This is a genomic window from Paenibacillus campi (assembly GCF_034659835.1).
Taxonomy (GTDB): Bacteria; Bacillota; Bacilli; order Paenibacillales; family Paenibacillaceae; genus Saccharibacillus; species Saccharibacillus campi.
Genome location: NZ_JAXSQZ010000001.1, coordinates 1 through 26,417 on the forward strand (window position 1 = coordinate 1; position 26,417 = coordinate 26,417).

A 26,417-nucleotide genomic window follows, 5' to 3' on the forward strand; every position below is an offset into this window, starting at 1 on the left:
TTGCGCAACGTGCCTGAAGCGGTGTTAACGAACACCGCCGCATCGATCTATGCGCTGTCGTCCGGTTGGCATAAAACCGAAGCCGAATATATCGCCCATTTTCTTAAACGAGCGAATCAGCCTACGTACACCGGTAGTTATGGGGTGCAAATTCTCCCTTCACCGCTACGTACATTTATTCATACTTTCGCCCATCCAGCGAACGCATCGGCTTCGGCGGCACGTGTGAATGCGAGTGTACAGCAGTGGTATGGGGAATATAGTTTGCCTGCACAGGTGTATGTCGTGCCCAAAGGAACCGATCTGGCGGCATATGCGCGGTCACATGGAGGACTGGATGAGAAGTCACCGATTTTTCTCAAGCAGGGGTTTATTGTCGTCAATTTTAACATGGAAACGATTGTAAATAGCGATATCGCGCACCCGCATTTGCAATATATGCACGCGCCTGGTAGCAATCAATGGTGGGACAAAGAAGGGTATGACCATACAGATGGGAAACGCGATCATATGCTGACCGATCCGTATGGGGTACAGTATGAGGTGGCAGATGGGGATGTGTTGTTTTATGATACCGATCATAGTGTGGTGGATGATTATACGAGCCGTGGCACGCATTGAGTATTTATTCGTATCGTTCCTATGCAGTCAGTACACTGTACAGCAATCGCATTCTTTTGTTCCCAAATCAGATAGTATACAATCTTGTCTATACGACAGGCAATAATGAGGAGGGCTTGTTTATGACAAGCAGCAGTAAAAAGGCAGACCGGATTAAAGCTTCCAAAACGCCGCTCACTCGCAATTTGACGGACGAGCAGGAGAAAAGGCTGCCACCTGGGCAATTTTTGACGGACACGTTTCCGATTTTGCATGAAGGGGATGTGCCGGAGATTGATCTGGATACGTGGCGGCTGCGTATTTTTGGTGCGGTGAAGCAGGAACAGTCTTTTTCTTTTCAGCAAATTATGGCATTGCCGCGTGTGGAGATCACCGACGATATTCACTGTGTTACGCGCTGGTCGAAGTTGGATACGCGTTGGGAAGGTGTGCGTGTTCGCGATCTGCTGACACAGCTTGAAGTGCAGCCGCAAGTGACCCATGTGATGGTGCATGGCGGCAACGATTATGAAACGAATGTGCCGCTGTCAGAGTTGCTGGGCGATCATGTACTGCTCGCTTATCATTATGATGGCAAACCGCTGACAGCGAAACATGGCTGGCCGTTACGGCTAGTCGTGCCACAGTTGTATTTTTGGAAAAGTGCCAAGTGGATACAAGGGCTGGAATTTATGACTGCGGATCGACCGGGCTTTTGGGAACAAAATGGTTTCCATAACGAAGCCGATCCGTTTCGCGAGCAACGTTTCTCCGGTGAAGCGCTGCCGATTCCGGAAGATGAATGGACAAAAAAGGAGTATGATTAAGCGATGTTAATGCCGATTTTGCAAGTGAACAGTGAAGATATACCGGAATTTGCGATCGTGTGCGGCGATCCGAAACGTGCCGCTGCGATCGCTGCCAAACTGGAGCAGCCGCGCGAGCTGGCATTTAGTCGTGAATACCGTAGCTTTGTCGGTACGAAAGACGGCGTCGAGATCGCTGTCGTCAGTCATGGCGTAGGTGCACCGGGGGCGGCGGTCTGCTTTGAGGAATTGATTCGGGCAGGTGTGAAAACGTTGATCCGTGTCGGCACGGCAGGCTCATACTCTGCCGATCATCCGGCTGGTAGTCTGATTGTGAGCACGGCGGCGGTGCGTACGGATGGATTGACCCGGCAGTTGGTGCCAGAGACGTTTCCAGCGGTGGCGGACAGTGCTGTGACTGAAGCGCTTTATTGTGCGGCACGTCAAGGCGGCGGGATGGTGAGCAAAGGCATTACGGTGACGTTGGACGTGTTTTTTAACGGTGTGGAGGAATTTCCGCATCGCAAATTCAAGCAGGCAGGCGCACTTGCGGTAGAGATGGAAATTTCTGCGCTATATGTGATCGCTTCGCTACGTGGTGTGCGTGCCGGGGCAATTGTGGCGATTGATGGCTATGCCGATGCTGACCTGGCAGCAGAGTATGATCCGCATACGAGCGCGGTTGCCGATGCGGTGCAGCGCGAGATGGATGCTGCGATCAAAGCGATGGTGGCGCTTGCTGAACCGGATCGTGTTTAACAAATTGGATGTAGGTTTGATATGGATACAGTAATAAGCGAGCACAGCGAACTCATAGTATGACCGTTATTTAAAATCGATGTTTATCGAACATACGGTTTAGGTTTAAATAAATAAAGCTGTTGGTAATAGCCAAAAAATGTATTTTCATGTCTATGAGACTGGACACAAGCACCGTACTTATTTTATTTCAGTGCGGTGTTTGTGTAAACATAAAGGCGAAAGTTTGCAATTGTCCTGCATGATCATGACCATGATTATACGGATATTAATCCGCATATGGGGTTGGTCGTTCCTATCGCTTTCCGTACATAAAATCCCAAATATGATTGCTGGCAGGAAGCATTGTTAACTTCCTTTAACAATATAGTTGACAAACAGTCGTCGGCTACCTATTCTTATTAATTGAAGATGATAATCGTTATCAATAGATAAGAGAAGGGGTTAGACCATTATGTTATTTCGCATCAAACGTTCATCTATGCTTTTACTCGCCGTATCATTGCTATTGATGGCGATTGTAGCGGGTTGCGGTGGCAATCCGGAATCGTCGGCGGCAGGTAGTACAAAAGACAGTTCCATTCGTTCGATTACGATGTCATGGCCGCGTGATGTTGGTACCATGAATCCGCATACGTACAATCCATCGCAGCTATTTGCACAGTCGATGGTGTATGATCCACTCGTGCATTACGGACAGAACGGCAAGCTGGAACCGGCATTGGCAGAATCGTGGGCGATTTCCAAAGACGGTAAAGTATATACGTTCAAGCTGCGCCCGAATGTGAAGTTTTCGGACGGCAGTCCATTTAATGCCGCGATTGTAAAGAAAAACTTTGATGCCGTCATGCTGCATAAAGCTACCCATAACTGGCTCGGTTTAGTCAGTGTGATCGCCAAAACCGAAGCGGTAAACGATCTGACTTTCCGTATGACATTGACGGAGCCGTATTATCCGGCATTGCAAGATTTGTCGGTTGTGCGTCCGTTTCGTTTCCTCGGTGCAGCCGGGTTTCCGGATAACGGGGATACGGCGACTGGCGTGAAAGCGCCAATCGGCACAGGCGCATGGGTACTGGCAGATTACAAGCAAGATGAATATGCGGTGTTTAAACGCAATCCGAACTATTGGGGCAAAGCGCCAGCACTCGATCAAGTGACCGTGAAAATTATTCCAGATGCGGAAACACGTGTGGCTGCATTTGAAAAAGGCGAACTTGATCTAATCTATGGCGAAGGTGTAATCAGCCTTGACGCGTTCAAACAGCTCCGCGACAATCCGGATTACGTAACTAAGCTGTCCGATCCGGTCGGTACGCGCAGTTTGTTGCTTAATTCGTCCAATCCGAAGCTGGCTGATGTGCGTGTGCGTCTGGCATTGCAACAAGGCTTTAACAAGCAGGCGATGGTGGAAGGTATCACTTCCGGGCTGGAACAACCAGCCGCTACGATTTTGCCGAAAAATTATCCGTATACGAATGTCGAGCTGAAGTCGGTTGCTTATGATGTGCAGCATGCGCAAGCATTGTTGGACGAAGCGGGCTGGAAACTTCCGGCTGGCGGTACGGTGCGTCAAAAAGATGGACAGTCGCTGGAATTTGAATTGATTTATGACAAAACGGATCCGATTCAAAAAGCGATGGTGGAAACGATTCAGGCGGAATGGAGCGCGATTGGCGTTAAAGTGAATTTGACCGGGGTGGAGCTGACCGTGCAAATTAAGCGGTTGAGAGCGAATGACTTTGATCTGTACTTCTGGTACAACTATGGCGCACCTTATGATCCGCATTCATTTATTAATGTAGTCGCGAACAAAGGCTTTGGTGTTGCCGAAACGCTGAGCGCTATGCCAAACAAAGCGGCACTTGACCAACAGATTCGTGAAGCATTGTCTTCTACCGATGAAACGAAGCGTCAGGAGCTGTATCGTTCGATTTTGAGCACGCTGCAAGAGCAGTCAGCGATTGTACCGATTTCGTACGTCAAAAAGACAGCTGTTTACCATAAAAATATCGCTTCATTTGAGTTCCCGGCTAATCGGGATGAAAATGCGTTTTTCGGCATTACATTGAGCAAGCAATAAAGACGAACAGCTAGCTCTGACTCGAAAACAGGACTTGTACACGGCGGCAGGCATCGTGGCAAGCTGGAGGCGTCTGGTGATCAACCGGACGCTTTTCCGGTTTGTCTGTGCTTGACTGCCGTGTATCGCGTCCAGCATGGGCTTCATATCGATCGCAAAAGACAGAAGGGGGAAACGCTCATGATCGAATATATTGGCAGGCGCTTGCTGGCGGTAATACCGATTGTACTGATCGCGACGCTCGTTACGTTTGCGCTTATTCATATTTCACCGGTTGATCCGGCTGAAGCATATTTGGCGGCAGAGCATATTTATCCGACCGAAACCATGCTGGAGCAAAAGCGGCATGAATTTGGATTGGATCAGCCGCTAATCGTCCAATACGTGCATATGCTTGGACGGCTAATGCAGTTTGATTTTGGCACATCGTATTTGACGAATCAGCCGATCGGGCAGGAAATTGTATCACGGTTGCCAGCAACGGCAGAGCTGGCATTGTCCAGTATGGTGTTATCGATTATCGTGAGCGTGCCGCTTGGCATTGCGGCTGCTGTCTATCGCGATAGCTGGATCGATCGGTTAAGCCGTATTATCGCCTATGCAGGGGCGTCGATCCCGCAATTTTGGCTTGGGTATTTGCTTATTTTCTTTTTTGCGGTCAAATTGGATTGGTTGCCAGTGGAGGGCAGGGGAGACTGGACGAATCTGGTGTTGCCAACCGTAACGCTGTCGCTCGTATTGATCGCGATGTATACACGACTGCTGCGTGCGAGCATGTTGGATCAGATGCAAGCGACGTATGTGCAGTATGGGCGTATGCGTGGGCTGCGCGAACGGACGATTATGCTAAGCCATGTGTTAAAGATGGCGATTATGCCGCTCATTAGCAGCATGGGCATTAATCTGGGCAGACTGCTGACCGGTACGATTATTGTGGAGCAGGTGTTTTCATGGCCTGGCTTGGGACGTTATTTTGTCGATGCGATCTTTAACCGCGACATTCCGGTGATCCAGTGTTATGTGTTGCTGGCGGCGTGCCTGTTTATCGTTTGTAATCTGCTGGTTGATCTGATTCAGTTGTGGATGGACCCACGAATTTCGTTGAAAGGACAGAGCGCGCAGTGAGACAGAAATGGAAATTCGCACGTCATGAACAAATAACGATTCGGCTCTGTACCGTGCTGCTCGTGCTGTTGTTTGCCGTAGCATTGCTGGCACCGTGGCTTGCGCCGCATGATCCGGTAAAGGTTGATCTATTGCACAAATTACAGGGACCTAGCGCAGCACATTGGCTGGGGACGGATCATCTGGGCAGAGATACATTGTCACGGCTATTGTACGGATCACGGGTATCGCTCGGATTTGCGCTCGTTATTTTTGTCGTCTCGGTAGTCGTAGGGCTGCTCGTTGGTGCGATTGCTGGTTATGTGGGCGGCTGGCTCGATAGTTTGCTAATGCGTTTTTGTGAAGGTGTGATGGCGTTTCCGCATCTGGTGCTTGTGCTCGGGGTTGTTGGTGTATGTGGACCAGGGCTGTGGCAAATTTTGCTGGCATTGTTGCTCGTACAATGGGTGGCGTATGCGCGCATTTGCCGCAATATGGTCGTGAGTTTGAAGCAGCAGCGTTTTATTGCGGCGGCACGCATTAGCGGCTCATCGACTTGGAAAATTATTCGTACTCATATTGTTCCGAATGTGCAGCGTCCGATTTTGGTCGTTGGTACACTCGAAATGGGTTGGGCAATTATGGACATCTCGGCGCTGTCATTTCTCGGGCTTGGCGTACAGCCACCGCAGGCGGAATGGGGAGCGATGATTCATGAGGGAACGTCGTATATTCGCAGTCATCCGGAGTTAATGATCTATCCGGGGGTGCTTATTTTAGTCGTTGTTGTGCTGTTTAATATGCTTGGTGAAGCGTTATCCGCCCGTTACGGGATTGAAAAGCGCTAATTGCCAGAAAGGAGTTAGGCATGAAAAATACGACATCAGCGCAGGCTACACCTGTGCTGGAAACGGTGCAACTGTCCGTAAATTGTCATACTGCATCCGGTACGCAGCCTTTACTAGACGGGATGAACTTGCGACTGGAAGCCGGGCGTGTGCTTGGTCTTGTAGGTGAGAGTGGCAGTGGCAAATCGCTCACCTGTCATGCGATTCTCGGTCTGCTGCGGCGCGGCAGGATGGAAGTGTCGGGTCATGTTCGTCTGCATGGGCAGGAGCTGACATCGCAGACCGAACGGCAAATGAGACGTATTCGTGGATCGGAAATCGGAACGATTTTGCAAAATCCAATGAATGCGTTCACACCGCTGCATACGATTGGAGCACAGTTTGTACAGACGCTGCGCACGCATGATGTTACGTTATCCAAACGGCAAGCGCTGGCGCAAGCGATCGAAGGGCTGGACAGTATAGGTTTGCCGCATCCACAACGTTTGCTGGCACAGTATCCGTTTCAGCTTAGCGGCGGGATGTTGCAGCGGATTATGATCGCCATATCGATGTGTTTGCAGCCGCGCTTACTGATCGCTGACGAGCCGACGACCGCGCTTGATCTCGTCAGCCAGCTTCAAGTGCTGCGTGCCATTGATCGGCTGCGTCGTGAATGCGGGACGGCGATTTTGCTCGTGTCCCATGATCTGAGTGTTATTGCGCAAATGGCGGACGATGTGGTGGTGATGCGGCAGGGGAAAATGGTCGAGCAGGCGAGTGTAGGGCAATTGTTCGACGAGCCGCAACACCAATATACACGCCTATTGCTAAATTCGCGCCTGCCCGCCTATCATCCGTTGGAACAGGAACAGGAACAGGAACAGGAACAGGAACAGGAACAGGAACATTTGCAGATGCAGGGAGGGCAAAAGCATGCTTGACGTAGCCGCAGTTAGTCACAGCTATGCCACCGGCGGGCGTCTATGGCGTAAAGCGGCATTTCCGGTGCTAAACGATGTCTCCTTCACGCTGGAACCTGGTGTATGTCTCGGCTTGCTCGGTTCCAGCGGCACAGGCAAAACGACGCTTGGCAACATCATTCTCGGTTTACAGCGACCGACTTCTGGGCAGGTGTCATTTGCCGGGATCGATATGTATGCGCGGGATCGGCGTTCTATACACAAAGTGCGGCGCGAGGTGCAAGCGGTATTTCAAGATTGTTATGCGGCGGTAAATCCGCTGATGACGGCAGCGCGCATTATCGGTGAGCCGCTGCACAATTATGAGCGACTCAGCCCACAGGAACATAAGCGCCGTGTAGCTGAACTGCTGGAACAGGTAGGATTGCAAGCGTCTGATGCCGACAAACGCCCGGCGGCATTTAGCGGTGGGCAATTACAGCGAATCAATATCGCGCGTGCGATTGCGCTCAAGCCGAAGCTGATCGTGCTGGATGAAGCGATCAGCAGTTTGGATATGGTGAATCAGACACAAATTTTGGCGTTATTATCCGAACTGCGTGCGGATTACGATATGTCGTATTTGTTTATTACGCATCATATTCAGGCGGCATGTACGATCTGCGATCAGATGATGGTGATGGATGCCGGGCAGATCGTCTGCACAGCCGATTCGGCACAAACGCTAATGCAGGAAGCGCATCCGGCTGTGCGCCGCTTGGTTGAGGCGCAATTGCCGGAACATCCTGCCCAGCGGCTGGATTGGAGTGTAATGTCATAGTGATAAAGTGTGTTTGCTGTACGATAGACATATACAATAGGCTATTTGCATCGAAAGTTAGATTGCAATATGCCTTTATATTTTTAAAACCCCCAAAAATAACAAATAATTTCAAGCACCAAAAAGACCGTCTCGAAGACGGTCTTTAGATGTTAACGTAGTTGGTTAGGGAGTAGTAATCAGGTTAACTCCTTTTCAAAACAGCTACATTCATGTACACGGGCAAACTTGTTTTTGATTTCTTCTTCATCTTCCCCAACATAATGGGCAAATGCTTGAACAGGATGCAAATTCGCAATTTCACTTTTTATTGCGCCTTTAACTTCTTCCCCTCCATCCATAAACACGTGCAAGTAAGCGTCCACTTTTAAAAACCCGGTATTGTTATACCATTCATTGACCCATTTATCATCTCTTGTCCAAGCTTCAAAGCGATTAAGTCCTTTTGGTTTGGCGATTTCAATTGCTTTATTTAATAGTTTAGTTGCGATGCCTTGCCGTTGATAATCTGGATGTATTGCAATATGCCAAATCATTCCGCCCAGACCAGTACCTCTTGAGCAGACCGTTCTTTCCTTTAATTCATATTCAATATCGATTAAGCCAACGACTTTACCATCTTCTATCGCTACCAATTCAATAGCGGGATGAATATATTTTTCTTTTTCCTGTAACACATGATCAAAATAAGCGGTGTTCAAAAATGACAATACCCTGCATCTAACCCAACCTTGTTCATCTTCTGGGCGATATTCTCTAATGACCATTTTATTGCTCCTCTACATTCAATTTTTTATTTAATCGTTAAGTTTAATCGTTAATATGAATAGGCATGATTAAAAATAAAAAAAGACCTCCGTATATGCACGAAGGTCTTCTAAAAGATAAAGGTAAATCAACTTTAAATATACCTATTTAGAATGAGGGAAGTACCATCGTAAAAAGAAAGTATGAACATTTAATTTTATCATCGTAATCCCCTCCTTTACATTTTATTTCCTAACATTTTAAATTGTAAAATACGCTTCATTATTTGTCTATATTTATATGTTTTAAGTGCGCATTCAACGTTTTCATCCAAATAACGTTTCTCCCCTGTTGATCTCGTTCATAGCTAGTAGGCTGTCTCAAATGAAAATTGTGTTTAAACGTACTTCAATCGATTCAGTACCAAGCGATGGTTAGATCGACAAACTGTTAAGCTAAGCTATTAGTTTAAGTGTTCGACTACAGCTATACCGGCGCACAACCTAATACAAAATTCAACTTGGTTAAGGTGCTATTCATCGATCAACAAGCAATCGCTATTTTCCGCTATGCGGAGTATGTAAAGTGCAAATAGCTACTTTTTCGCATACGGATATTATTGCGCACAAATACATATAAAGCGTTTTCTTGCAGCAGAATTTGCGTTATATTAAATGTTGTTCCATATCGTCAGCCGTCCGATTATCGATCGTTATCGAACGGTACGACATCGATGGATAAAGCAGGTTTGCATCACGCTGGAATCAGGCGTGTATCACACTGGAATCAGGCGCGCATAGCTTCATCATCATGACTATGCCACCTGCACATCGGGCAGTCAAAAAGCTATCATGAGCAGCTGAAGGGAAGGGCTTGTATGCGCAAGATGTTATGGATTTATATCGTGCTGGTCGTAGCCTTGATCGTTTATATTGTACAATACCAGGCGCAGGAATCGTCATCCGTCTGGAGTGAGCAAGGTATGAAGGGAGATATTAACGAAAAATATATAATGATTACGTTCCAATCTGGCATCGAATATTGGAAAAGCGGGCTGAAAGGGTTTGAAGATGCCGCCGAAGCGCTTGATGTATCGGTCGAATATCAAGGTTCGACCCGTTATGATGCACGCGAGCAAGCGATGATCGTTGAACAAGCGATCGCCAAAAAGCCCGCTGGCATTGCGATTTCCGCCATCGATTCGCCACTGCTTGTACAGGCGGTCGACAAAGCGGTCGCTCAAGGCATTCCGGTCGTTATGTTCGATGCTGAAGCGCCGGGCAGCCGCTCGTATTCGTTTCTCGCCACAGACAATCAACATGCCGGCAGCATCGCAGCCGAGCAAATGGCTACACGTATCGGCAACAATAGCGGACAGATCGCCATCATTACGCTGGCGAATCAGCAAAATCATAAAGATCGTACCGCCGGTTTTGAGAAACGTATTCGTCAAAGCTATCCGGGTCTTCATATCGTGGCGGTTGAAAATGATGAGGGCGATGCCGTACTCGCCCAGCAGCAGACAAGCGAGCTGCTCAAAACGTATCCAAAGCTAAAAGGGATTTTTATTACCGAGGCGACGGGTGCCTATGGCGTCGGCGCTGCTGTTGAGCAATGGATGCAGCAGCAAACGCAAGCAGTCGCATCGAGTCAACGATCGGAGAGCAATACGGAGGCGACGGATGAGCAAGCAGCGACGACGGCGAATAATCATGCTGCTAGAGCCGCCACCGAGCAAGTGACAGCGACTCCAACGAAGCCGGTCATTATTAGCTTTGACACAAACAAAGAAACGCTTGATATGATTCGCACCGGCACGATCGATGCGACGATTGCGCAAGGAACGTGGAATATGGGCTATTGGTCGCTGCAATATTTGTTCCATTTACATCATGGTCTAACCGTGCCTGCTCCATCGCTAAGCGGCATCGTATCACCGGTGCCCGTGCGGGTTGATACCGGCGTATCGGTAGTGACACGGGACAATGTGAGTGATTATTATGCCAAATAAGTCAGCCCTGATGAAGCGGCTGTATCGCTGGCTGCGCCAAGATTGGCGACAGTATCATCCTCATCATTTGCCGCTGCGTGATCAGCTGATTGCGTTATTTTTGCTGGTCGGTATTTTGCCGTCGATTTTGCTCGGGGTGATGGTGAACTGGACGTCAGATCGAATTATCGAAAATCAGGTGACCGACAATACATTTCAACTGATCGGCAAAGTGAATCAGACGCTTGATACGTATATGGAGCATATGCAGAGCATTACGTATTTGATCGGTTTTGATCCGACGGTAGAGCAGTTTATGGCGGCAGCGGTTGCAACAAAGCAACGGCAGGCAGTAACGGGGACAACTACGGCGGGTGGCAATGGACACGCAGCCGATAGCTCCGCATTGAAGCTGCGCTTAGGACAGGATACAAACAATGAACCAGCGGGAATGGATGTACACGCTGTAAGTCAGTCATCAACGACTGGCGGCGCAGCGCGTACGATCGCATCGACAGCAGCACATCGTATGAGCCAAACGGTATCATCGTCCACAACAGCGATAACATCCAGAACATCGACAACAGACCCGCGCAATCTAAGCGATGCCGAGCCAGAGGACGGAAAAATAACGGATGGGTTGTCCGGTACAGCGGTGTATCGGATTCGTCAGTTTTTGCAAGGATTTACGACCGTTTATCCGGAAATTGCCGGCATATTGATCGTTAACCGAAATGGTGACTATATTAGCAATGAAATGTATGCGCGCAATACGAATCGCAGTTTGACTGAGGAGCAGTGGTATAAGGATGCCGCTGCCAAGCAGGGATTATTCACGATTGTTGGACATCCAACCGGACGGAATGTGACGAGTCATACGAATTATTTGGACAGTGAAGTCATTTCGGTAGCGCGTGCATTAAGTGATCCGCATACCGGCAAAATAAGCGGTGTCGTGCTGATCGATCTAAAGCTGCGTGTGATCGCACAAGCTGCCAAAGATGTACGGCTCGGCAAAACCGGTTACCTGATGGTAACCGATGCGGTCGGACAGCCGATCTATGCGCCCAAAGGGCCGCTGGAACAGTCGATGCCCGCACGGATTGCTTCCTCGTTGACCGCAGCGAAGCAGTCGGTGTTCACTAGTGAATTGGAAGGACAGCAAGTGCAGTTTGTGTATACAACTTCCGATTATACCGGCTGGAAAACGGTCGGTGTTTTCCGTTTGAGCGAATCGGTGGCGGAATCGAGGGCGATTCGTTTTTATGTCGTTATTTTTCTGTTTATCGTTTGTTTTGTCGGGTTGACGGCATCGTATGGATTGTCGCAATCGATTTCGCGTCCGATTCACCGCCTGTCTGCGCTAATGCAAAAGGCGGAAGCTGGCGATATGACCGCGCGTTATATGAACGATCGACGTGATGAAGTAGGGATGCTGGGACGCAGCTTTAACCGGATGATGAATGAAATTCGCAATCTGATGAAATTAAATCTACGTCAGGAGCGGCAAAAGCGTGCTGCCGAGCTGCGCAGTTTGCAAGCGCATATTCGCCCGCATTTTTTGTACAATACACTGGATACGATTCAATGGATGGCTCGGAAAAAAGGTGCTGACGATATTTCGGAGTTGGTCGGTTCGTTATCGCGCCTGTTCCGTATCGGCTTGAGCGGAGGCAGTGATATTATTCGGCTTGCCGAGGAAGAAGAACATATTCGCAGCTATTTGCAAATCCAACAAACCCGGTATGCAAGCAAGCTGCATTATGAGATCGAGATCGACGAATCGCTGCGTGAGCTGTATGTGATCAAGCTGTTGTTACAGCCGCTGGTGGAAAATGCGATCTATCATGGCATTCGAGCACGGCGAGGTCCCGGCTTGATTACGATTTCCGCAGAGCAGCAGGACGATCTGCTGCTGTATACCGTTACCGATGATGGTGCAGGCATTACGGATGAACGGCTGGCTGAGCTGAATGCACAGCTACAAAACCCGCTAGCTACGCTGGAAAGTCGTGGTCCCGAGCCAGCAGGCAGCTACGGATTGCTAAATATTCAGGCGCGTATTCATCTTGCGTATGGCACGCGTTATGGGCTGACATTACAGCGTTTGCCGGAAGGTGGTACAGCGGTCATGATCACACAGCCGCTGCTGCGCCAATTCCCGGCAGCACTGATCCGTCAGGAGGAGGAACACAATGAATGAACCGTTAAAAGTGATGATTGCCGATGATGAATTTATTATTCGCGAAGGCATACGGGCAGCGGTCGATTGGGATGCGCTTGGCATGGTCGTTGTGACGGAAGCGGAGGACGGGGAGGAAGCGCTCGAACTGGCGCTTGCGCAGCCTGTGCATATTTTGTTAGTCGATATGAATATGCCGTTTATGGATGGTATTACAGTGATCAAGCGCATTCGGGAACAGCAGCCGGATTGCCGCTTTGTGATCATTACCGGGCATGATGAATTCCGTTATGCGCAGGAAGCGATTCGGCTTGGGGTGAAAGATTATATTTTAAAGCCGGTCGATCCGGTTCATTTGCGTAAGGTGCTCGCCCAGATTGCGACCGAGTTAACCGGAGGCTGGCAGCAGGAACTTTATTTAAAGCAAGCGACCGACCAAATTCAGCGCAATATCCCGCTGCTGCGCGAACAATTTTGTTTAGACTGGCTACACGGGCGTTTGTCTGAGCAGGAGATTGCACATCAACTGCAATTTCTCGGCTTGCCCGTACAGCCGCCTGCTGCGTTATTGCTGCTACGCTGGTCGGGCATCGCTGAAGGACGACCGCCGCTGCAAGATAGCGATCGCCAGCTATTACAGTTTGCGATCGGTAATATCGCTGCTGAGTTGCTGCATGAGTTGCCGCTCGCTGTCTGCCGTGACCGTTCCGGGTTGATCGTACTTTGCTTATGGCGGCAGCCGGAACATGACAGTGCTGAACGGATCGTGGCGACGGTGCGCGATTGTATTAGCCTGCATATTCAGGCGCATTTGCAGCCGGTGGAAGGGGAGCGGATGAATAATGAATCAGAGCATGGCGGCGTAGGGACGAACAATGACGAGGCAAACGCATATCCCATTGAGCAAAGTGCCCATCATCCCATGCAAAATGCTGCCTTAGCAATAGAAAAACAATCGGAAAATATGGCAGTAGTAGATGAGCGGCAGCCTGTCATTGTGGACAGAACGGCTCAACAACCGTTCGCTTCGTCAGATGAGCATATGCTTAGTATAATCAGCACCGTATATGCAACTGCCAAGCGTATGCTGGACGGACAACTGCTGCTGTCACCGCTCGTTCGCCGCGCACGCGCGTACATTCAGCAACATTACGCTGATCCCCAGCTCACATTGGAATCGCTTGCCGATCATTTGCAAGTATCACCGACGTATTTGAGCCGGACGATGAAACGGGAGCTGGGGCAGTCGTTTATCCATCTGCTTGTGCAGGTACGCATTCAGCAAGCGGCGCATTTGCTTGCCGATAGCGATTGTACGATTTTGGAAGTTGCCGAACTGGTCGGATATGAGTCACAGCATTATTTTAGTACAGCTTTTAAAAAGGTGATGGGCGTAGCACCGAATCGCTATCGGCGGGAAAAGGTGGCGCATTAGGTAGGATATATAATGTGGTGGGTTGGTTGAGCTAGATCGCTAAATTTTTAAAGCGAAAATGGGATAGGTTGAGCTGAAAAGTCCTTTATATTATCAAAAAGGGCTTTTTAGTGTGGTTGTAGATTAGTTTGTTTGAGCCTATGCGATATTTGATATTGAGAAATAACGACTAAAAATAAATTTACAATTTGTAAAAATTATTTTTACAACGATGTCTGTAAGAAGTACAATGAACATATAAAACAGAAAGGAGGCGTAACATATGACTAATTTCTTTGCACAAAAAGACAGCATTGCTCAAAATCTACTGAATTTTATCCGAGTCAATGGCTACAGCAAACTATCTTTCTCCAAAATTACCGGCATATCACGCCCTACAGTTGATCAGATATTAAAAGCTGAAAGTCCAAGTCCGGTAATCTATAATGCTCAGATCAATAAAATCACAGCTGCTCTAAATGTAAGCGAGGACTTTTTTTTGACGAAGCCTTCGTTACTTACTACCTCTAGTACATCTGCTTATGCTTTTTCCGATCATGCTCAACATTTGAATAGAAGCCAAGAAGCAAAACAATTGTTGGAACGATTAGACAATATGCTGGATATTTATTCGATGTATGTCTAACAGGAGGATTTTACAATGCCCCAAATCACAAGTGACAATTTAGATGAAACGATCCAAATTAACGAAATGATCGCCAAGGAAGTTAATGCTCATGTTCAATTTATCGAAAAGCGACGTATTAAATGGAAATTTCTTCCTATCGAAGAGCAAGCATATGCCATTTTAACGGAGCATCATCTCATTGAAGTTCCGATACCGGATGAAGATTGGGGCGGCGCCATTCGTACATTCGGAAATGGCAAAATCATGCCGATTATTAATACGGCACAGCCGCGCATTTACCAATATTTTATTTACTGGCATGAAATTTTCCACCTCACCGAAAATGAAGCAATGAACAAGTATAGCACTAATTATGAAATCTCCACTAAGTTTGATATACGTGAACGAAAAGCCGACTATTTTGCCAGTCAAATGATTTTTGGTGATTCGGATTTGTATGATTATTATTTTTCCCTTCATGATGATGATTTCATCGTTAAAATTGCACATTGCATGAAATCATTCAAAGCACCGTATAAAGCCGTTTTAATCCAGTTATATCAAATTGCTCGACAAAAGGATCAACCTTCCCTTCAATCTATGATCAAGTCTAAATTTGACTATCAACCTAATTTCCAACAATGGTGTGCGCTATTTCAACAACATGCACTTGATGATGCACTAATACGCCCTTCTCTAGTCCTAAATCTCTCTCCCATTAAAATAGCTATTCAACAAGAAATTGATCGCCATCCTGATGTGGAATTGTATAGAGAGAATTTGGCGCTCATTGAAACTTGGGAGAAGATGTATAAAGAAGTACAGCAACGGGAAAAGGAGCGTTGGAATGAGGAATTATGTTGATGTCTTACATACAGCCGATTTTATCGAAATGTGCCGCATACCGCACCAATATACGTTTATTTTTTAATCGACACTCACTTGCAAGCGACAGGCTTTTTTGCTAAAGTGAAGTGTATTTTACAAAACTAAAGCCGTGCGTACGCTGCTTACAACTATATATTGCGATTTACCTGGAGGAGCCTGTCATCATAGGCTCCTTTTTGTCTTTTTTCGGAATTTCGTCCTATTCGGTCATTTTGGCGCTTTATAATTCGTTAAGGGGCATTAATGGGTACTATAAAATGAGGGACTTTGTTTTTCGAGGTTGCGCACGGCTTTATAGGCGGGCAATAATCGATGTTGCTTGCTGACTAACCATCTGAATATGGGGGTGCTTAGGAGAGTGTCTGTACTGCATGCTGCCATTATGGCGCCATTTTTGTTAGCTGCATTCGTGCCTGTCATTCGCAAAAGATTCAGGGCGATACATACCGGTTGGTTCGTATTGATTATGCCGGTGGTGCTATTTGGACTGTTTTTGACGTATTTGCCTGTTATACGCGCAACGTCTGCAAGCGTATCGACGTTGCCGTGGATGCCGTCGCTGGGCATTAATTTTACGGTGTATATGGACGGGCTTAGTCTGTTGTTTGCGCTGATGATTACGGGCATTGGCGCGCTGGTCGTTTTGTATTCGATTTATTATTTGGACCCGGAGCAGGAAGCGATTCAGCGGTTTTATTTGTATTTGTTATTGTTTATGGGTGCGATGCTTGGCATTGTGCTGTCGGACAATATGATCGTGCTGTATACGTTTTGGGAGCTGACGAGCATTTCGTCATTCCTGTTGATCGCCTTCTGGTATGAACGGGATCGTTCGCGCTATGGTGCGCTTAAGTCGATGTTAATTACGGTGTTTGGCGGGTTTGCAATGCTGGCGGGCTTTGTGCTGCTGCACGGTTTGACCGACACATGGAGCATTCGCGAAACGATCTCGTTGGTTGGCAAAATCAATAACCATCCGCTGTTTCTACTGGCGATGGTGCTTGTGTTGATCGGTGCATTTACGAAATCAGCACAGTTTCCATTTCACATTTGGTTACCGGATGCGATGGAAGCGCCAACGCCGGTTAGTGCCTATTTGCATTCGGCAACGATGGTTAAAGCCGGATTGTATCTTGTCGCTCGCTGTAGTCCGATTTTTGCAGGACAAGCGGAGTGGTTTTGGATCGTGTCGCTGGGCGGTATCATTACGATGTGTTATGGCTCGGTTATGGCGGTGCGGCAAACCGATTTGAAGGCATTGCTTGCGTATTCGACCGTTTCGCAGCTCGGGTTGATTATGTCGCTGTTTGGTGCCGGATCGGCGGCTGTGCATATGGGAATAGGTGAGCAATCGCTGCTATACGCTGGCGCAACGATGGCGGCAATTTTTCATTTGATCAACCATGCGACTTTTAAAGGCGCGTTGTTTATGGTTGCTGGTATTGTCGATCATGAGACAGGGACGCGTGATATGCGCAAGCTGGGCGGCATGATGACGATGATGCCGATTACGTTCACGATGGCGTGTATCAGCGGTTTCTCGATGGCGGGCATTCCGCCATTTAACGGCTATTTGAGCAAAGAGATGTTTTTGGAAGCGATGGTAGAGCTGACCCATGCCGATTTGCTCAGTCTCAGCACATGGGGCATTTTGTTCCCATTGCTTGCGTTCATCGGTAGTGTATTCACATTTGTGTATTGTATGATCTTTATTTTCAAAACATTTGGCGGACGCTATCAGCCGGACAAGCTCGATGGAAAGCCGCATGAACCGGCATGGGGAATGCTGTTGCCACCTGCACTGCTCGTGTTGCTTGTCGTCGTGCTTGGCTTTGTGCCTAATGTGCTGTCGATGAGTTTGATCGAGCCAGCGATGAGAGCAGTGTTGCCAAGCATCGTGCCGGAGAGTGGGCATTTTGACGTGCATATCTCGTTCTGGCATGGTTTTACACCTGCGCTTTGGATGACGATCGGCATTATTGCGCTCGGTACGCTGTTGTACATGCTGCTGCCGCGTTGGCAAGGCATGTATGGACGCTATCCCGCTCGGCTAACGCTGAATCATCTGTATGACAGCTTGCTCTATTATAGTGAGCGACTGTCCAGAGGGTTGACTACGCGTTATATGAGCGGGTCAGTGCATCATTATTTAGTGTATATTTTCGTATTTTTGATCGGTTTGCTTGGGGTAGGGTTGTTGCGTGCGCAAGGCATTTCGCTCAATACGGAAGGTTCGGCACCGATTACGATCTATGAAGCGGTATTGCTCGTATTGCTTGTCGGTGCGGCGGTAGCGGTGCCATTTGCCAGGCAGCGCTTGATCGCCGTCATTATGACAGGTGCGGTCGGTTATATTATTACGATGTTTTTCGTGCTGTTCCGCGCACCTGATCTGGCGCTGACACAGATGATCGTAGAAACCGTATCGGTTGTGCTGTTCCTGCTCTGCTTTTACCATATGCCAGAGCTGCGGCGTGAGGTGAGCACAAAGCGTTCGCGCTGGCTGAACGGTGTGATCGCGGTCGGTGTCGGTGTGGTGATGACATTTGTAGCGCTGGCGGCAAGTGGCAGCAGTCCGTTTGAAAGCATTTCCGGTTATTTTGTGGCAAACAGTCATGATCTGGGCGGTGGCGACAATGTCGTGAATGTTATTTTGGTCGATTTCCGCGGCTTTGATACATTCCTCGAAATTACCGTGCTCGGCATCGCGGCGCTGGGCATTTATGCGATGATCCAATTGCAAATGAAAGTGCGTGATACCGGCGCACGGGTGCTCTATGTGAAGCCAAAGTTTGAACCGGCGCCAAGTGTTCCGGTCGGACGGACACGTAAGGAAGCTAACACGATTTCCAAAAATATGAACTTGTTTAAAAGCAATGACGTCATTCTTGCCACCGGCACCAAGGTGATCGTGTTCGTCATTCTCACCTTTGCGCTTTATTTATTTTTTGCCGGACATAACAATCCGGGCGGCGGCTTTATCGGTGGTCTGATGGCGGCTTCGGCACTTGTGTTACTCGCGCTGGCGTTTAATGTAGAGCTGGCGCGGCGCGTCATTCCGATCGACTACCGCGATCTGATCGCAACCGGTCTTGGCATTGCCTATATTACAGGTATCGGCTCGTTTCTGTTCGGCGTTCCTTTCCTTAGTCATACGTTTGCTTATGTGGAACTGCCGCTGCTTGGCAAGACAGAGCTGGCAACAGCGATGATCTTCGATCTGGGCGTGTTTCTAACGGTGATCGGGGTAACGATGACGATTATTTTGCAAATAGGGGAGGATCGTTAAGATGGAAATATGGATGTCGATTGCTGTAGGCATATTGTTTGCGGTGGCGGTATATTTGATTTTGTCGCGCAGTCTGCTGCGGATCATTCTAGGCACATCGATTTTGACCCATGCGGTGCATATGTTGCTGATGACGATGTCAGGGCTGAAAACGGGAGCGCCGCCACTGCTAGGCGAACAATCCGGTTCGTATGTCGATCCGTTGCCACAGGCGCTTATTTTGACGTCGATCGTTATTAACTTTGGAGTGACCGCCTTTTTCTTTGTGCTGGCGTATCGCTCCTACCTACGTCTGAAAACGGATGATATGGAGGAGGTGAAGCGCAAAGGTGGCCAATAATCTGCTTATTTTCCCGCTGCTTATTCCACTTGTGGCGGCGGTGCTGCAAATATTCGGACGCGGCAATATTCGTTTTCAGCGAATCGTCGGGGCGATTTCGATGCTGCTCTGTGTCGGCGTGGCGGTTGTGCTCGTCGGTGAGGTGCATCTGCACGGAATTCAAATCCTGCCGATGGGGGGCTGGGTAGCGCCGTACGGCATCGTGTTTGTTGCCGATATGTTCGCGGCGCTGCTCGTGCTGACGAGTTCGATTTTGGGCACGGTCTGTTTGTTTTATGCTTTTGCCAGCATTGGTGAGGAACGGGAGCAGCATCATTTTTATCCGTTTTTTCAATTTTTGCTCGTTGGGGTGAACGGGTCGTTTTTGACGGGAGATTTGTTTAATCTGTTTGTCTGCTTTGAAGTGATGTTAATCTCGTCTTATGCGCTCGTTGTGTTAGGTGGAACGAAGCGGCAACTACGGGAGACGCTCAAATATATTTTGATCAATATTGTGTCCTCATCGCTGTTTGTGGCGACGCTGGCGTATTTGTATGCGGCGACCGGAACGCTTAATATGGCTCAGTTGTCGCAGCGCATTACAGAGGTGGGACAGACTGGCATTTTGAGCGTAATTGCGCTGATGTTGCTGACGGTGTTTAGTTTGAAAGCGGGCTTGTTTCTGTTTTACTGGCTGCCTGGGCCTTATACGGCGCCGCCGACAGTAGTCACGGCGATTTTTGCGGCATTGCTAACCAAAGTAGGTTTGTATGCGATAATGCGTACGTTTACGCTAATCTTTTATCAGGATATAGGATTTGTGTATACATTGATTGGCTGGCTGGGAATTGCGACGATGATTCTCGGTGTAGTCGGTGCGATTGCGTATCGTGAAGTGAATCGTATTTTGGCGTTTAATGTGGTTGCAGGTGTCGGTTTGATCGCTTTCGGTCTGGCGACGGCGAATCGTGCCGGGCTGGAAGGTGCGATCTTTTATATGTTACACGATATGATTATTAAGGCGCTGTTGTTTATGCTTGCCGGGGTGATGATCGGTGCGGCAGGTACGGCGCGCTTACAGCAGATGAGCGGTTTGATCAAGCGTATTCCGCTGACCGGTTGGATGTTTTTTGTATCCGCGTTGGCGCTTGCCGGAGTGCCGCCGCTGAGCGGGTTTGTCGGTAAGCTGCTGATCGTGCAAGGCGGATTTGAACGCGGTTGGTATACGCTGACGATCTTGAGCCTGGTGGCGAGTCTAGTTATGCTCTATTCGGTTATGCGTATATTTATGCTTGGCTTCTGGGGCAAAGAGCGTCCGCTGGCGGATGATCAAAGACATGTACCGGATGAAGTGTATCGCGAGTGGATTGCCGAGGCAGGCAATCCGAGTTTGCTGCCAGATGCAAGCGAAAATGCGCTAGATCATCATTGGGGTTCATTTCGTCCGCAGCCGCTGATGGTATCGGCATCGGTGCTGTTCGTACTTGTGATCGCGATCGGGCTAGGGGCAGGCTGGATTCAAACCTATATTGCTGACGCGGCATCGGTGCTAGTGCAACCAGCCGTGTACGTGCAGGCTGTATTGGGGGGCGATTAAGCGATGGGATTTCAAATTATACTGAATCTAGTCATTGCGCTCGTATGGATGGCGCTGAATACGACTTGGAACGGGCTAAATTTTATCGTCGGTTATTTGATCGGACTGCTGCTTATTTTCGGTTTGCAGCGATTTTTCCCGCAGCCGTTTTATGGGCGTAAATTATGGGCGGCGGTGAAGTTAATCGTGCTCTTTTTCTCCGAGCTGTTCAAATCAAGTATGGTCGTGCTGCGTTATATCATCAGTCCGAAACTGGACATTAATCCCGGTATTTTGACGTATGAAACCGAACTGACATCGGATTGGGAGCTGACGCTGCTGTCCACACTCGTCTCGCTCACACCGGGTACGGTACTGATCGAAGTGTCACGTGAGCAGCATCTCGCCTATATTCATGCGATCGATATTAAAGACGAAGCCGAGCTATCGCACAATATTCGCAATACGTTTGAAAAAGCGATCAAGGAGGTGACCCGGTAATGTCGATGCTGCAAATCGCAATGATGATTACGCTCGTATTGCTATCACTGGCGATCGCTGGCTGTATGTACCGGGTGCTCAAAGGCCCTTCTATGACGGATCGCATTACCGCGCTTGATACGATCGGCGTCAATCTGATCGCCATGATCGCGGTATTGTCGATGATGCTAGATACGCAAGCCTACTTGGAAGTGATGCTGCTGGTGGCGATTTTGGCGTTTATCGGTACGGTTGCATTTGCCAAATATATCGAACGAGGGGTGGTGATCGAGCATGAATACGAAAGCGGAGACGACCGAGACGACGTGGATGATGGACATGATCCAGACCGTCGGTGAGCCGTTGATCGCAATTTTGATCGTAGCGGGCGCGGTGTTGAGCGTATTGAGCGCATTTGGCATTATTCGCTTTCCAGACGTGTACCTGCGCGCCCATGCAGCGACCAAAAGCGCAACGCTCGGCGTATTGTTCGTGCTCGTCGGTGCCTTTCTGTTTTTTTGGATTTATGATGGGTACCCGAGTATGCGCATTTTGCTGGCGATTTTGTTTGTATTTGTGACGGCGCCGATTGCCGGGCATTTGAATGCACGGGCAGCGTATCGTACCGGGGTTCCGCTGTGGAAGCTGGCGAAGGATGAGTTGAAGCCTGCACTCAAGGAGAAAGGGATCGATCGAGAGCAGGCGGAGCGGGAGCCACTTAACTAAAAGGGGATGGCGGTATATACAGACTTGTGTAGTGATGCTGCATCGACTCGGGAAAAAGTAAGGGAACGGACTCCCGTCTCGACTAGAAATGTACGGAATAGGCGAGAAGGTCGATTCCTAGGCTCAGAGCAGTATAGTTTTTTGCTTCGCCAAAACTGCTTTTGTGGCGTCCTATGTTTGAATCCACCAACATTATAAGTCCGTTCTTATCCTTTATTTGCTTCCCTTCGTTCCGAGGTGTTTGCATTATAGGAGTCTGCATACATGTTTATGTTCAACACAATTTCCGTGAAAAGCTACTCTAGCGCCGCTATAATCATCTTTCACACGAGCAAAAGGACAGGCACATCTGCTGGAATGTTCTTTTTTGTGTATCGGTGAGCATGTCGGATAGGGTAGCTTTTTGGTTGTGAGCTGTGAGTAAACTATATTTACAATTGCTCATTTGGTTCCGCCTTCCACGTACTAAGCCATACTTCTCCAACCCGCACTTTATGTACGAGCTGTTCCATCCCGCCATACTGCATCATTTCTGTTGCATAGGCGCGCTTTTTCAATCGCTCCACCTCGGTTTGCGTTTGCAATCCAGTTGTAGCAAGTGTTGATCACCTTGCACATAAAAGAGGGTAGACGAAACGTCGATTAATTGTTAACCTATTTTATGATTAAAGGTTAACAATTAAAAGGAGTGAACAATCAATGACATCATCCATCTCCACTACTACATATTGGGAGCAGCTTGCTGATCTGGCATTGGATGGGCAACTGCTTACGATGCAGCAAGCTTTGTCCGTATTGCAGGCAGACGATGACGAGCTGTTGCCGCTACTGCAAGCCGTATTCCGGGTACGCCGCCATTTTTATGGTAAACGGGTCAAGCTCAATATGATCATTAACGCCAAAAGCGGGCTTTGCCCTGAAGATTGTGGGTATTGCTCGCAATCGATCGTTTCGACCGCACCGGTGCAAAAGTACAGTCTGCTCGATAAAGACACATTGCTTGCTGGTGCACGTGAAGCGATGAAACGTCAGGCAGGGACGTATTGTATCGTCGCTTCCGGCAGGCGTCCAAGCGGTCGCGAATTAGAGCAAGTTGTTGCTGCGGTACAGGAAATTCGCGCTACGATGCCACTCAAAATCTGCGCCTGTCTCGGCTTGCTAAACGAACAACAAGCGCGCCAGCTCGCTGATGCTGGTGTGCATCGGTACAACCATAATTTGAATACGAACCGTGATCATTATGAGCAGATTACGACGACGCATACGTATGAACAGCGTGAGGAAACGGTCGAATATGTGAAACAGAGTGGTATGTCGCCTTGCTCCGGCTTGATTGCAGGCATGGGGGAGACGGATGAACAGCTCGTGCAGCTTGCATTTGCACTACGTGAACTGGATGCCGATTCGCTCCCGGTCAATTTTCTAAACCCGATTCCCGGTACGCCGCTGGCAAAGCAGACTCGTACGCCAGCGCTGCGCGGGTTGCGTATTCTCGCCTTGTTGCGCCTGATCTGTCCGAGCAAAGAAATCCGTGTCGCTGGTGGGCGCGAGCTGAATTTGCGCACATTACAACCGCTTGCCCTGTATGCCGCCAATTCGATTTTTGTCGGTGATTATTTGACCACACCTGGACAGGAGGCAACGCTTGATTACGCGATGATTGAAGACCTCGGTTTTGAGATTGAGCATAATGCGCTAGCAGGCGATATTCCGCCAATTAGCGCTTGTACGTAAACGGCAAATAAAGCCGCTGCGCCGTGCAGCAGCTTTATTTGGACACTAGCGGCAATTGAATGCTTTAGCGCAAGCGGATTGCTATGTCGCTGCAACGGTTGGTTTTGCTTCCCTAGTTTCCTAGTCTACTGCGCGGCAGATGATGCAGCGACATAATGAAGCAGCCGATAAAACGCAGCTCATTGCCATGCTGACGCGCATAGTTGACCTAAGCGTACAAAATCGCTGTTAACCACGCTAGTCCGCTCTCATGCGGGCGATCCGCAGCGCTGAGCCCATTTGTCATATGCGTCAAAATGCGCATTTGCATTTCCAGCACAAGCTCATTCCTTTAATTCCACATTTGCTTTAAGCGAGCGGCATTAATCCACGTTCTTGAAATACCTGTTTGGCTACTGCCATCGCATTCAATACCCGTGGAAACCCGGTATACGGAGAGCAATGCATAATCGCCTCTACAATTTCCGCTGCCGTCAGACCGACATGAAGCGAAGCGTTCACATGCACATGAAGCTGTGCTTCACAGCCGCCTTGCGTAGTCAGCGTAGCGATCGTAATGAGCTGGCGTTGTCGACTATCCAGCGTCGGACGCGAATAAATATCGCCAAAGGCGTATTCGATCACATAGCGTCCCAGATCAGGCGCGATATTTTGAAGTGAAGCGATTACGCGCTCACCTGCCTGTCCATCTATCGACCGTAATTTGTCCCAACCGCGCTCATACCGAGTTTGCTCATTGTTGGTAGTATGTTGTGTAGATTCAGTCATAGGGGTAAACCTCCTGTTTGAATAGGGTAGTAAACATACGAAAGCAGAAATGATTACATATTAGCACCTTGGCACCGATATGTTTGTCCTTGCTTGCTTCGCTGTATTCAGCATAGAGCTTAGAGTATACTCAAAGGCAAGCGGAAATTTTGTCGGCTGTTTGGATTTAAGAACATGTGGAGAGCAGATGCAAATAGTACCATTCCATCTTTCAATTCTTACTATTCTACTTGGAAATTCTCTTACACCAGCTACAATATGCTATAGTAAACGTATGGAAAACATACTGACGATACAAGCAATGACTACCGTTACCGGGCTGAGTGCACATACACTGCGCTATTACGAGCGAATCGGTTTGCTGCGTGATGTGCAGCGTAATGCGCAAGGCTACCGTATCTATTCGGCGCGGGATGTAGACTGGGTCGAGTTTTTGCTGCGTTTGCGAGATACGGGCATGCCGATCACCGGGATGCAGCAATTTGCCGAGCTGCGCAGTCAAGGCGATCATACGGCTGCGGCGCGTAGAGCGATGTTGGAGCAACATGAGTTGCAATTGCAGCAGCAGCTAGCCAATTTGCATACTCATCTAGAGCAAATTGGCGCCAAAATTAAGCATTATCGTGAATTGGAGCGCAAGACACCATCATTGTAAAAGTTGAGCTGACGGTGGATAACAATAGCAATTTCGATTTCGCCTAAAGGAGCATGTTCGATGAACAGCAAAGTTGTGCAACATATTAGTGAACTGGTAGGCGATACGCCTGTCGTCAAATTAAATCGTCTAACGTCGCCAAAATGGGCGGATGTGTACGTAAAACTGGAATATTTTAACCCAAGCGGCAGCGTCAAAGACCGTGCGGCACTGAATCTGATCGTACAGGCAGAAAAGTCCGGCGATTTACAGCCAGGCAGTACGATTATCGAGCCGACAAGCGGCAATACCGGCATCGGGCTGGCGATGAATGCGGCTGCACGCGGATATGGCGCGATTTTGATTATGCCGGACAATATGTCGCAAGAGCGAATTAGCATTTTAAAAGCATACGGTGCCGAAGTAGTGCTCACACCTGCCGCTGAGAAAATGCCAGGTGCAATTCGTAAAGCAGAGCAATTGCGAGGTGAAATTCCACACAGCTATATGCCGCGTCAATTCGATAACCCTGCCAATGCGGATGCGCATCGCCAGACGACCGCACTGGAAATTTTGCAGCAGATGGACGGGAAACTGGATACATTTGTCGCCTCCGCAGGCACGGGCGGCACGATTACTGGCACCGGTGAGACGTTGCGTCACCATTTGCCTAATGTGCGTATTGTCGTAGTGGAGCCCAAAGGTTCTCCTGTACTGTCCGGCGGACAGCCTGGCTCGCATAAGCTAGTCGGTACTAGTCCTGGTTTTGTGCCAGCGATTTTGAACACATCGATCTATGATGAAATTGTCCAAGTCGCAGACGACGATGCGTTGGCGATGATGAAACAGTTGGCGCGCCAAGAAGGATTGCTGCTTGGCCCTTCATCTGCCGCAACCGTTTGGACAGCGATACAGGAAGCGCAGCGGCTCGGTACAGGGAAAAAGGTACTCTGTATTGCACCGGATCATGGCGAGCGGTATATGAGTATGGGATTGATCTAAAGGAAGCATAAAATAAATATGCCATAAGGATAGAGGATGTATAGAGTACGTGTAAATCACGTATACGGCATGTATAAAACAAGTGTAGAGCACGTATGAAGTACGTATAAAGCACATG

General features: G+C 48.6%; 24 protein-coding genes and 1 pseudogene. 22 read left to right on the top strand and 3 right to left on the bottom strand.

Annotated features, from left to right (window positions below):
- The 8 genes and pseudogenes from U1I11_RS00005 to nikE form a co-directional block, all read left to right on the top strand.
- A pseudogene (locus U1I11_RS00005) lies at window positions 1-621 on the top strand (DUF5704 domain-containing protein); the annotation flags it as partial.
- Between the two features lie 122 nt (window positions 622-743).
- The gene (locus U1I11_RS00010; RefSeq protein ID WP_322902781.1) at window positions 744-1,427 is read left to right on the top strand and encodes a sulfite oxidase-like oxidoreductase; all 684 of its coding nucleotides are present in this window, start codon (window positions 744-746) and stop codon (window positions 1,425-1,427) included.
- Between the two features lie 3 nt (window positions 1,428-1,430).
- Complete coding sequence (locus U1I11_RS00015; RefSeq protein ID WP_322902782.1) at window positions 1,431-2,165, top strand: nucleoside phosphorylase; 735 nt, start codon at window positions 1,431-1,433, stop codon at window positions 2,163-2,165.
- A gap of 454 nt (window positions 2,166-2,619) precedes the next feature.
- On the top strand, window positions 2,620-4,248 hold the full coding sequence (gene nikA, locus U1I11_RS00020; protein WP_322902784.1) for a nickel ABC transporter substrate-binding protein: 1,629 nt from the start codon (window positions 2,620-2,622) through the stop codon (window positions 4,246-4,248).
- 180 nt (window positions 4,249-4,428) lie between these two features.
- Entirely contained in the window at window positions 4,429-5,373 is a 945-nt protein-coding gene (gene nikB, locus U1I11_RS00025) for a nickel ABC transporter permease (RefSeq protein WP_322902785.1), read from the top strand.
- Window positions 5,370-6,200, top strand: a complete 831-nt coding sequence (gene nikC / locus U1I11_RS00030; RefSeq protein WP_322902787.1) for a nickel ABC transporter permease subunit NikC — start codon at window positions 5,370-5,372, stop codon at window positions 6,198-6,200. Before nikB ends, nikC begins: the two co-directional genes overlap by 4 nt.
- Window positions 6,201-6,220: 20 nt before the next feature.
- Window positions 6,221-7,123 (top strand): ABC transporter ATP-binding protein, encoded by a 903-nt coding sequence (locus U1I11_RS00035; protein ID WP_322902788.1) that lies wholly within the window; start codon window positions 6,221-6,223, stop codon window positions 7,121-7,123.
- On the top strand, window positions 7,116-7,922 hold the full coding sequence (gene nikE, locus U1I11_RS00040; RefSeq protein ID WP_322902790.1) for a nickel import ATP-binding protein NikE: 807 nt from the start codon (window positions 7,116-7,118) through the stop codon (window positions 7,920-7,922). The genes U1I11_RS00035 and nikE overlap by 8 nt, the downstream gene beginning before the upstream one ends.
- Window positions 7,923-8,101: 179 nt before the next feature.
- On the opposite strand, the gene U1I11_RS00045 is transcribed toward nikE, so the two are convergent.
- Window positions 8,102-8,689: a GNAT family N-acetyltransferase gene (locus U1I11_RS00045; protein WP_322902791.1), complete on the bottom strand. Its 588-nt coding sequence runs from the start codon at window positions 8,687-8,689 to the stop codon at window positions 8,102-8,104.
- Window positions 8,690-9,546: 857 nt separating this feature from the next.
- Here U1I11_RS00045 and U1I11_RS00050 point away from each other — a divergent pair.
- The 11 genes from U1I11_RS00050 to mnhG all read left to right on the top strand — a co-directional run bounded on the left by U1I11_RS00050 (window position 9,547) and on the right by mnhG (window position 22,161).
- Window positions 9,547-10,680, top strand: a complete 1,134-nt coding sequence (locus tag U1I11_RS00050) for a substrate-binding domain-containing protein (protein WP_322902793.1) — start codon at window positions 9,547-9,549, stop codon at window positions 10,678-10,680.
- Complete coding sequence (locus U1I11_RS00055; RefSeq protein WP_322902795.1) at window positions 10,670-12,862, top strand: cache domain-containing sensor histidine kinase; 2,193 nt, start codon at window positions 10,670-10,672, stop codon at window positions 12,860-12,862. The genes U1I11_RS00050 and U1I11_RS00055 overlap by 11 nt, the downstream gene beginning before the upstream one ends.
- Entirely contained in the window at window positions 12,855-14,276 is a 1,422-nt protein-coding gene (locus U1I11_RS00060) for a response regulator transcription factor (RefSeq protein WP_322902796.1), read from the top strand. Before U1I11_RS00055 ends, U1I11_RS00060 begins: the two co-directional genes overlap by 8 nt.
- A gap of 262 nt (window positions 14,277-14,538) precedes the next feature.
- Window positions 14,539-14,901, top strand: coding sequence for a helix-turn-helix domain-containing protein (locus U1I11_RS00065; RefSeq protein ID WP_322902798.1), 363 nt, complete (start codon window positions 14,539-14,541; stop codon window positions 14,899-14,901).
- A 15-nt stretch (window positions 14,902-14,916) separates the two neighbouring features.
- Window positions 14,917-15,747 (top strand): ImmA/IrrE family metallo-endopeptidase, encoded by an 831-nt coding sequence (locus U1I11_RS00070; RefSeq protein ID WP_322902800.1) that lies wholly within the window; start codon window positions 14,917-14,919, stop codon window positions 15,745-15,747.
- A gap of 382 nt (window positions 15,748-16,129) precedes the next feature.
- Window positions 16,130-19,060 (top strand): Na+/H+ antiporter subunit A, encoded by a 2,931-nt coding sequence (locus tag U1I11_RS00075; RefSeq protein ID WP_322902801.1) that lies wholly within the window; start codon window positions 16,130-16,132, stop codon window positions 19,058-19,060.
- 1 nt (window position 19,061) lies between these two features.
- Complete coding sequence (locus tag U1I11_RS00080) at window positions 19,062-19,400, top strand: Na(+)/H(+) antiporter subunit C (RefSeq protein WP_322902802.1); 339 nt, start codon at window positions 19,062-19,064, stop codon at window positions 19,398-19,400.
- Complete coding sequence (locus U1I11_RS00085) at window positions 19,390-20,976, top strand: Na+/H+ antiporter subunit D (protein WP_322902803.1); 1,587 nt, start codon at window positions 19,390-19,392, stop codon at window positions 20,974-20,976. The genes U1I11_RS00080 and U1I11_RS00085 overlap by 11 nt, the downstream gene beginning before the upstream one ends.
- Before the next feature lie 3 nt (window positions 20,977-20,979).
- Window positions 20,980-21,456 carry a Na+/H+ antiporter subunit E gene (locus U1I11_RS00090; RefSeq protein WP_322902805.1) on the top strand — a complete coding sequence of 159 codons (477 nt, stop codon included), beginning with the start codon at window positions 20,980-20,982 and terminating at the stop codon, window positions 21,454-21,456.
- Complete coding sequence (locus U1I11_RS00095) at window positions 21,456-21,794, top strand: Na(+)/H(+) antiporter subunit F1 (protein WP_322902806.1); 339 nt, start codon at window positions 21,456-21,458, stop codon at window positions 21,792-21,794. The genes U1I11_RS00090 and U1I11_RS00095 overlap by 1 nt, the downstream gene beginning before the upstream one ends.
- Entirely contained in the window at window positions 21,730-22,161 is a 432-nt protein-coding gene (gene mnhG / locus U1I11_RS00100) for a monovalent cation/H(+) antiporter subunit G (protein ID WP_416235522.1), read from the top strand. The genes U1I11_RS00095 and mnhG overlap by 65 nt, the downstream gene beginning before the upstream one ends.
- A 431-nt stretch (window positions 22,162-22,592) precedes the next feature.
- Here mnhG and U1I11_RS00105 read toward each other — a convergent pair whose 3' ends face one another.
- Window positions 22,593-22,718 (bottom strand): hypothetical protein, encoded by a 126-nt coding sequence (locus U1I11_RS00105; protein ID WP_322902807.1) that lies wholly within the window; start codon window positions 22,716-22,718, stop codon window positions 22,593-22,595.
- 217 nt (window positions 22,719-22,935) lie between these two features.
- Between U1I11_RS00105 and bioB the strand changes: the two genes are divergently transcribed.
- On the top strand, window positions 22,936-23,895 hold the full coding sequence (bioB, locus tag U1I11_RS00110) for a biotin synthase BioB (protein WP_416235587.1): 960 nt from the start codon (window positions 22,936-22,938) through the stop codon (window positions 23,893-23,895).
- Between the two features lie 348 nt (window positions 23,896-24,243).
- On the opposite strand, the gene U1I11_RS00115 is transcribed toward bioB, so the two are convergent.
- On the bottom strand, window positions 24,244-24,663 hold the full coding sequence (locus tag U1I11_RS00115; RefSeq protein ID WP_322902809.1) for a carboxymuconolactone decarboxylase family protein: 420 nt from the start codon (window positions 24,661-24,663) through the stop codon (window positions 24,244-24,246).
- A gap of 301 nt (window positions 24,664-24,964) precedes the next feature.
- On the opposite strand from U1I11_RS00115, the gene U1I11_RS00120 reads away from it, so the two are divergent.
- Both U1I11_RS00120 and cysK read left to right on the top strand, forming a co-directional pair.
- On the top strand, window positions 24,965-25,318 hold the full coding sequence (locus tag U1I11_RS00120) for a MerR family transcriptional regulator (protein ID WP_322902811.1): 354 nt from the start codon (window positions 24,965-24,967) through the stop codon (window positions 25,316-25,318).
- A 60-nt stretch (window positions 25,319-25,378) separates the two neighbouring features.
- Entirely contained in the window at window positions 25,379-26,299 is a 921-nt protein-coding gene (gene cysK, locus U1I11_RS00125; RefSeq protein ID WP_322902812.1) for a cysteine synthase A, read from the top strand.
- The last annotated feature ends 118 nt before the right edge of the window (window positions 26,300-26,417 follow it).

Coding starts and splice junctions, on each gene's coding strand:
- U1I11_RS00055 (WP_322902795.1), top strand. CDS start 10,670: ATGCCAAATAAGTCAGCCCTGATGAAGCGGCTGTATCGCTGGCTGCGC.
- U1I11_RS00065 (WP_322902798.1), top strand. CDS start 14,539: ATGACTAATTTCTTTGCACAAAAAGACAGCATTGCTCAAAATCTACTG.
- nikE (WP_322902790.1), top strand. CDS start 7,116: ATGCTTGACGTAGCCGCAGTTAGTCACAGCTATGCCACCGGCGGGCGT.
- nikB (WP_322902785.1), top strand. CDS start 4,429: ATGATCGAATATATTGGCAGGCGCTTGCTGGCGGTAATACCGATTGTA.
- U1I11_RS00050 (WP_322902793.1), top strand. CDS start 9,547: ATGCGCAAGATGTTATGGATTTATATCGTGCTGGTCGTAGCCTTGATC.
- U1I11_RS00090 (WP_322902805.1), top strand. CDS start 20,980: ATGGGATTTCAAATTATACTGAATCTAGTCATTGCGCTCGTATGGATG.
- U1I11_RS00010 (WP_322902781.1), top strand. CDS start 744: ATGACAAGCAGCAGTAAAAAGGCAGACCGGATTAAAGCTTCCAAAACG.
- U1I11_RS00115 (WP_322902809.1), bottom strand. CDS start 24,663: ATGACTGAATCTACACAACATACTACCAACAATGAGCAAACTCGGTAT.
- nikA (WP_322902784.1), top strand. CDS start 2,620: ATGTTATTTCGCATCAAACGTTCATCTATGCTTTTACTCGCCGTATCA.
- mnhG (WP_416235522.1), top strand. CDS start 21,730: ATGAATACGAAAGCGGAGACGACCGAGACGACGTGGATGATGGACATG.
- U1I11_RS00080 (WP_322902802.1), top strand. CDS start 19,062: ATGGAAATATGGATGTCGATTGCTGTAGGCATATTGTTTGCGGTGGCG.
- U1I11_RS00015 (WP_322902782.1), top strand. CDS start 1,431: ATGTTAATGCCGATTTTGCAAGTGAACAGTGAAGATATACCGGAATTT.
- U1I11_RS00045 (WP_322902791.1), bottom strand. CDS start 8,689: ATGGTCATTAGAGAATATCGCCCAGAAGATGAACAAGGTTGGGTTAGA.
- U1I11_RS00035 (WP_322902788.1), top strand. CDS start 6,221: ATGAAAAATACGACATCAGCGCAGGCTACACCTGTGCTGGAAACGGTG.
- cysK (WP_322902812.1), top strand. CDS start 25,379: ATGAACAGCAAAGTTGTGCAACATATTAGTGAACTGGTAGGCGATACG.
- U1I11_RS00120 (WP_322902811.1), top strand. CDS start 24,965: ATGACTACCGTTACCGGGCTGAGTGCACATACACTGCGCTATTACGAG.
- U1I11_RS00070 (WP_322902800.1), top strand. CDS start 14,917: ATGCCCCAAATCACAAGTGACAATTTAGATGAAACGATCCAAATTAAC.
- U1I11_RS00095 (WP_322902806.1), top strand. CDS start 21,456: ATGTCGATGCTGCAAATCGCAATGATGATTACGCTCGTATTGCTATCA.
- bioB (WP_416235587.1), top strand. CDS start 22,936: ATGCAGCAAGCTTTGTCCGTATTGCAGGCAGACGATGACGAGCTGTTG.
- U1I11_RS00060 (WP_322902796.1), top strand. CDS start 12,855: ATGAATGAACCGTTAAAAGTGATGATTGCCGATGATGAATTTATTATT.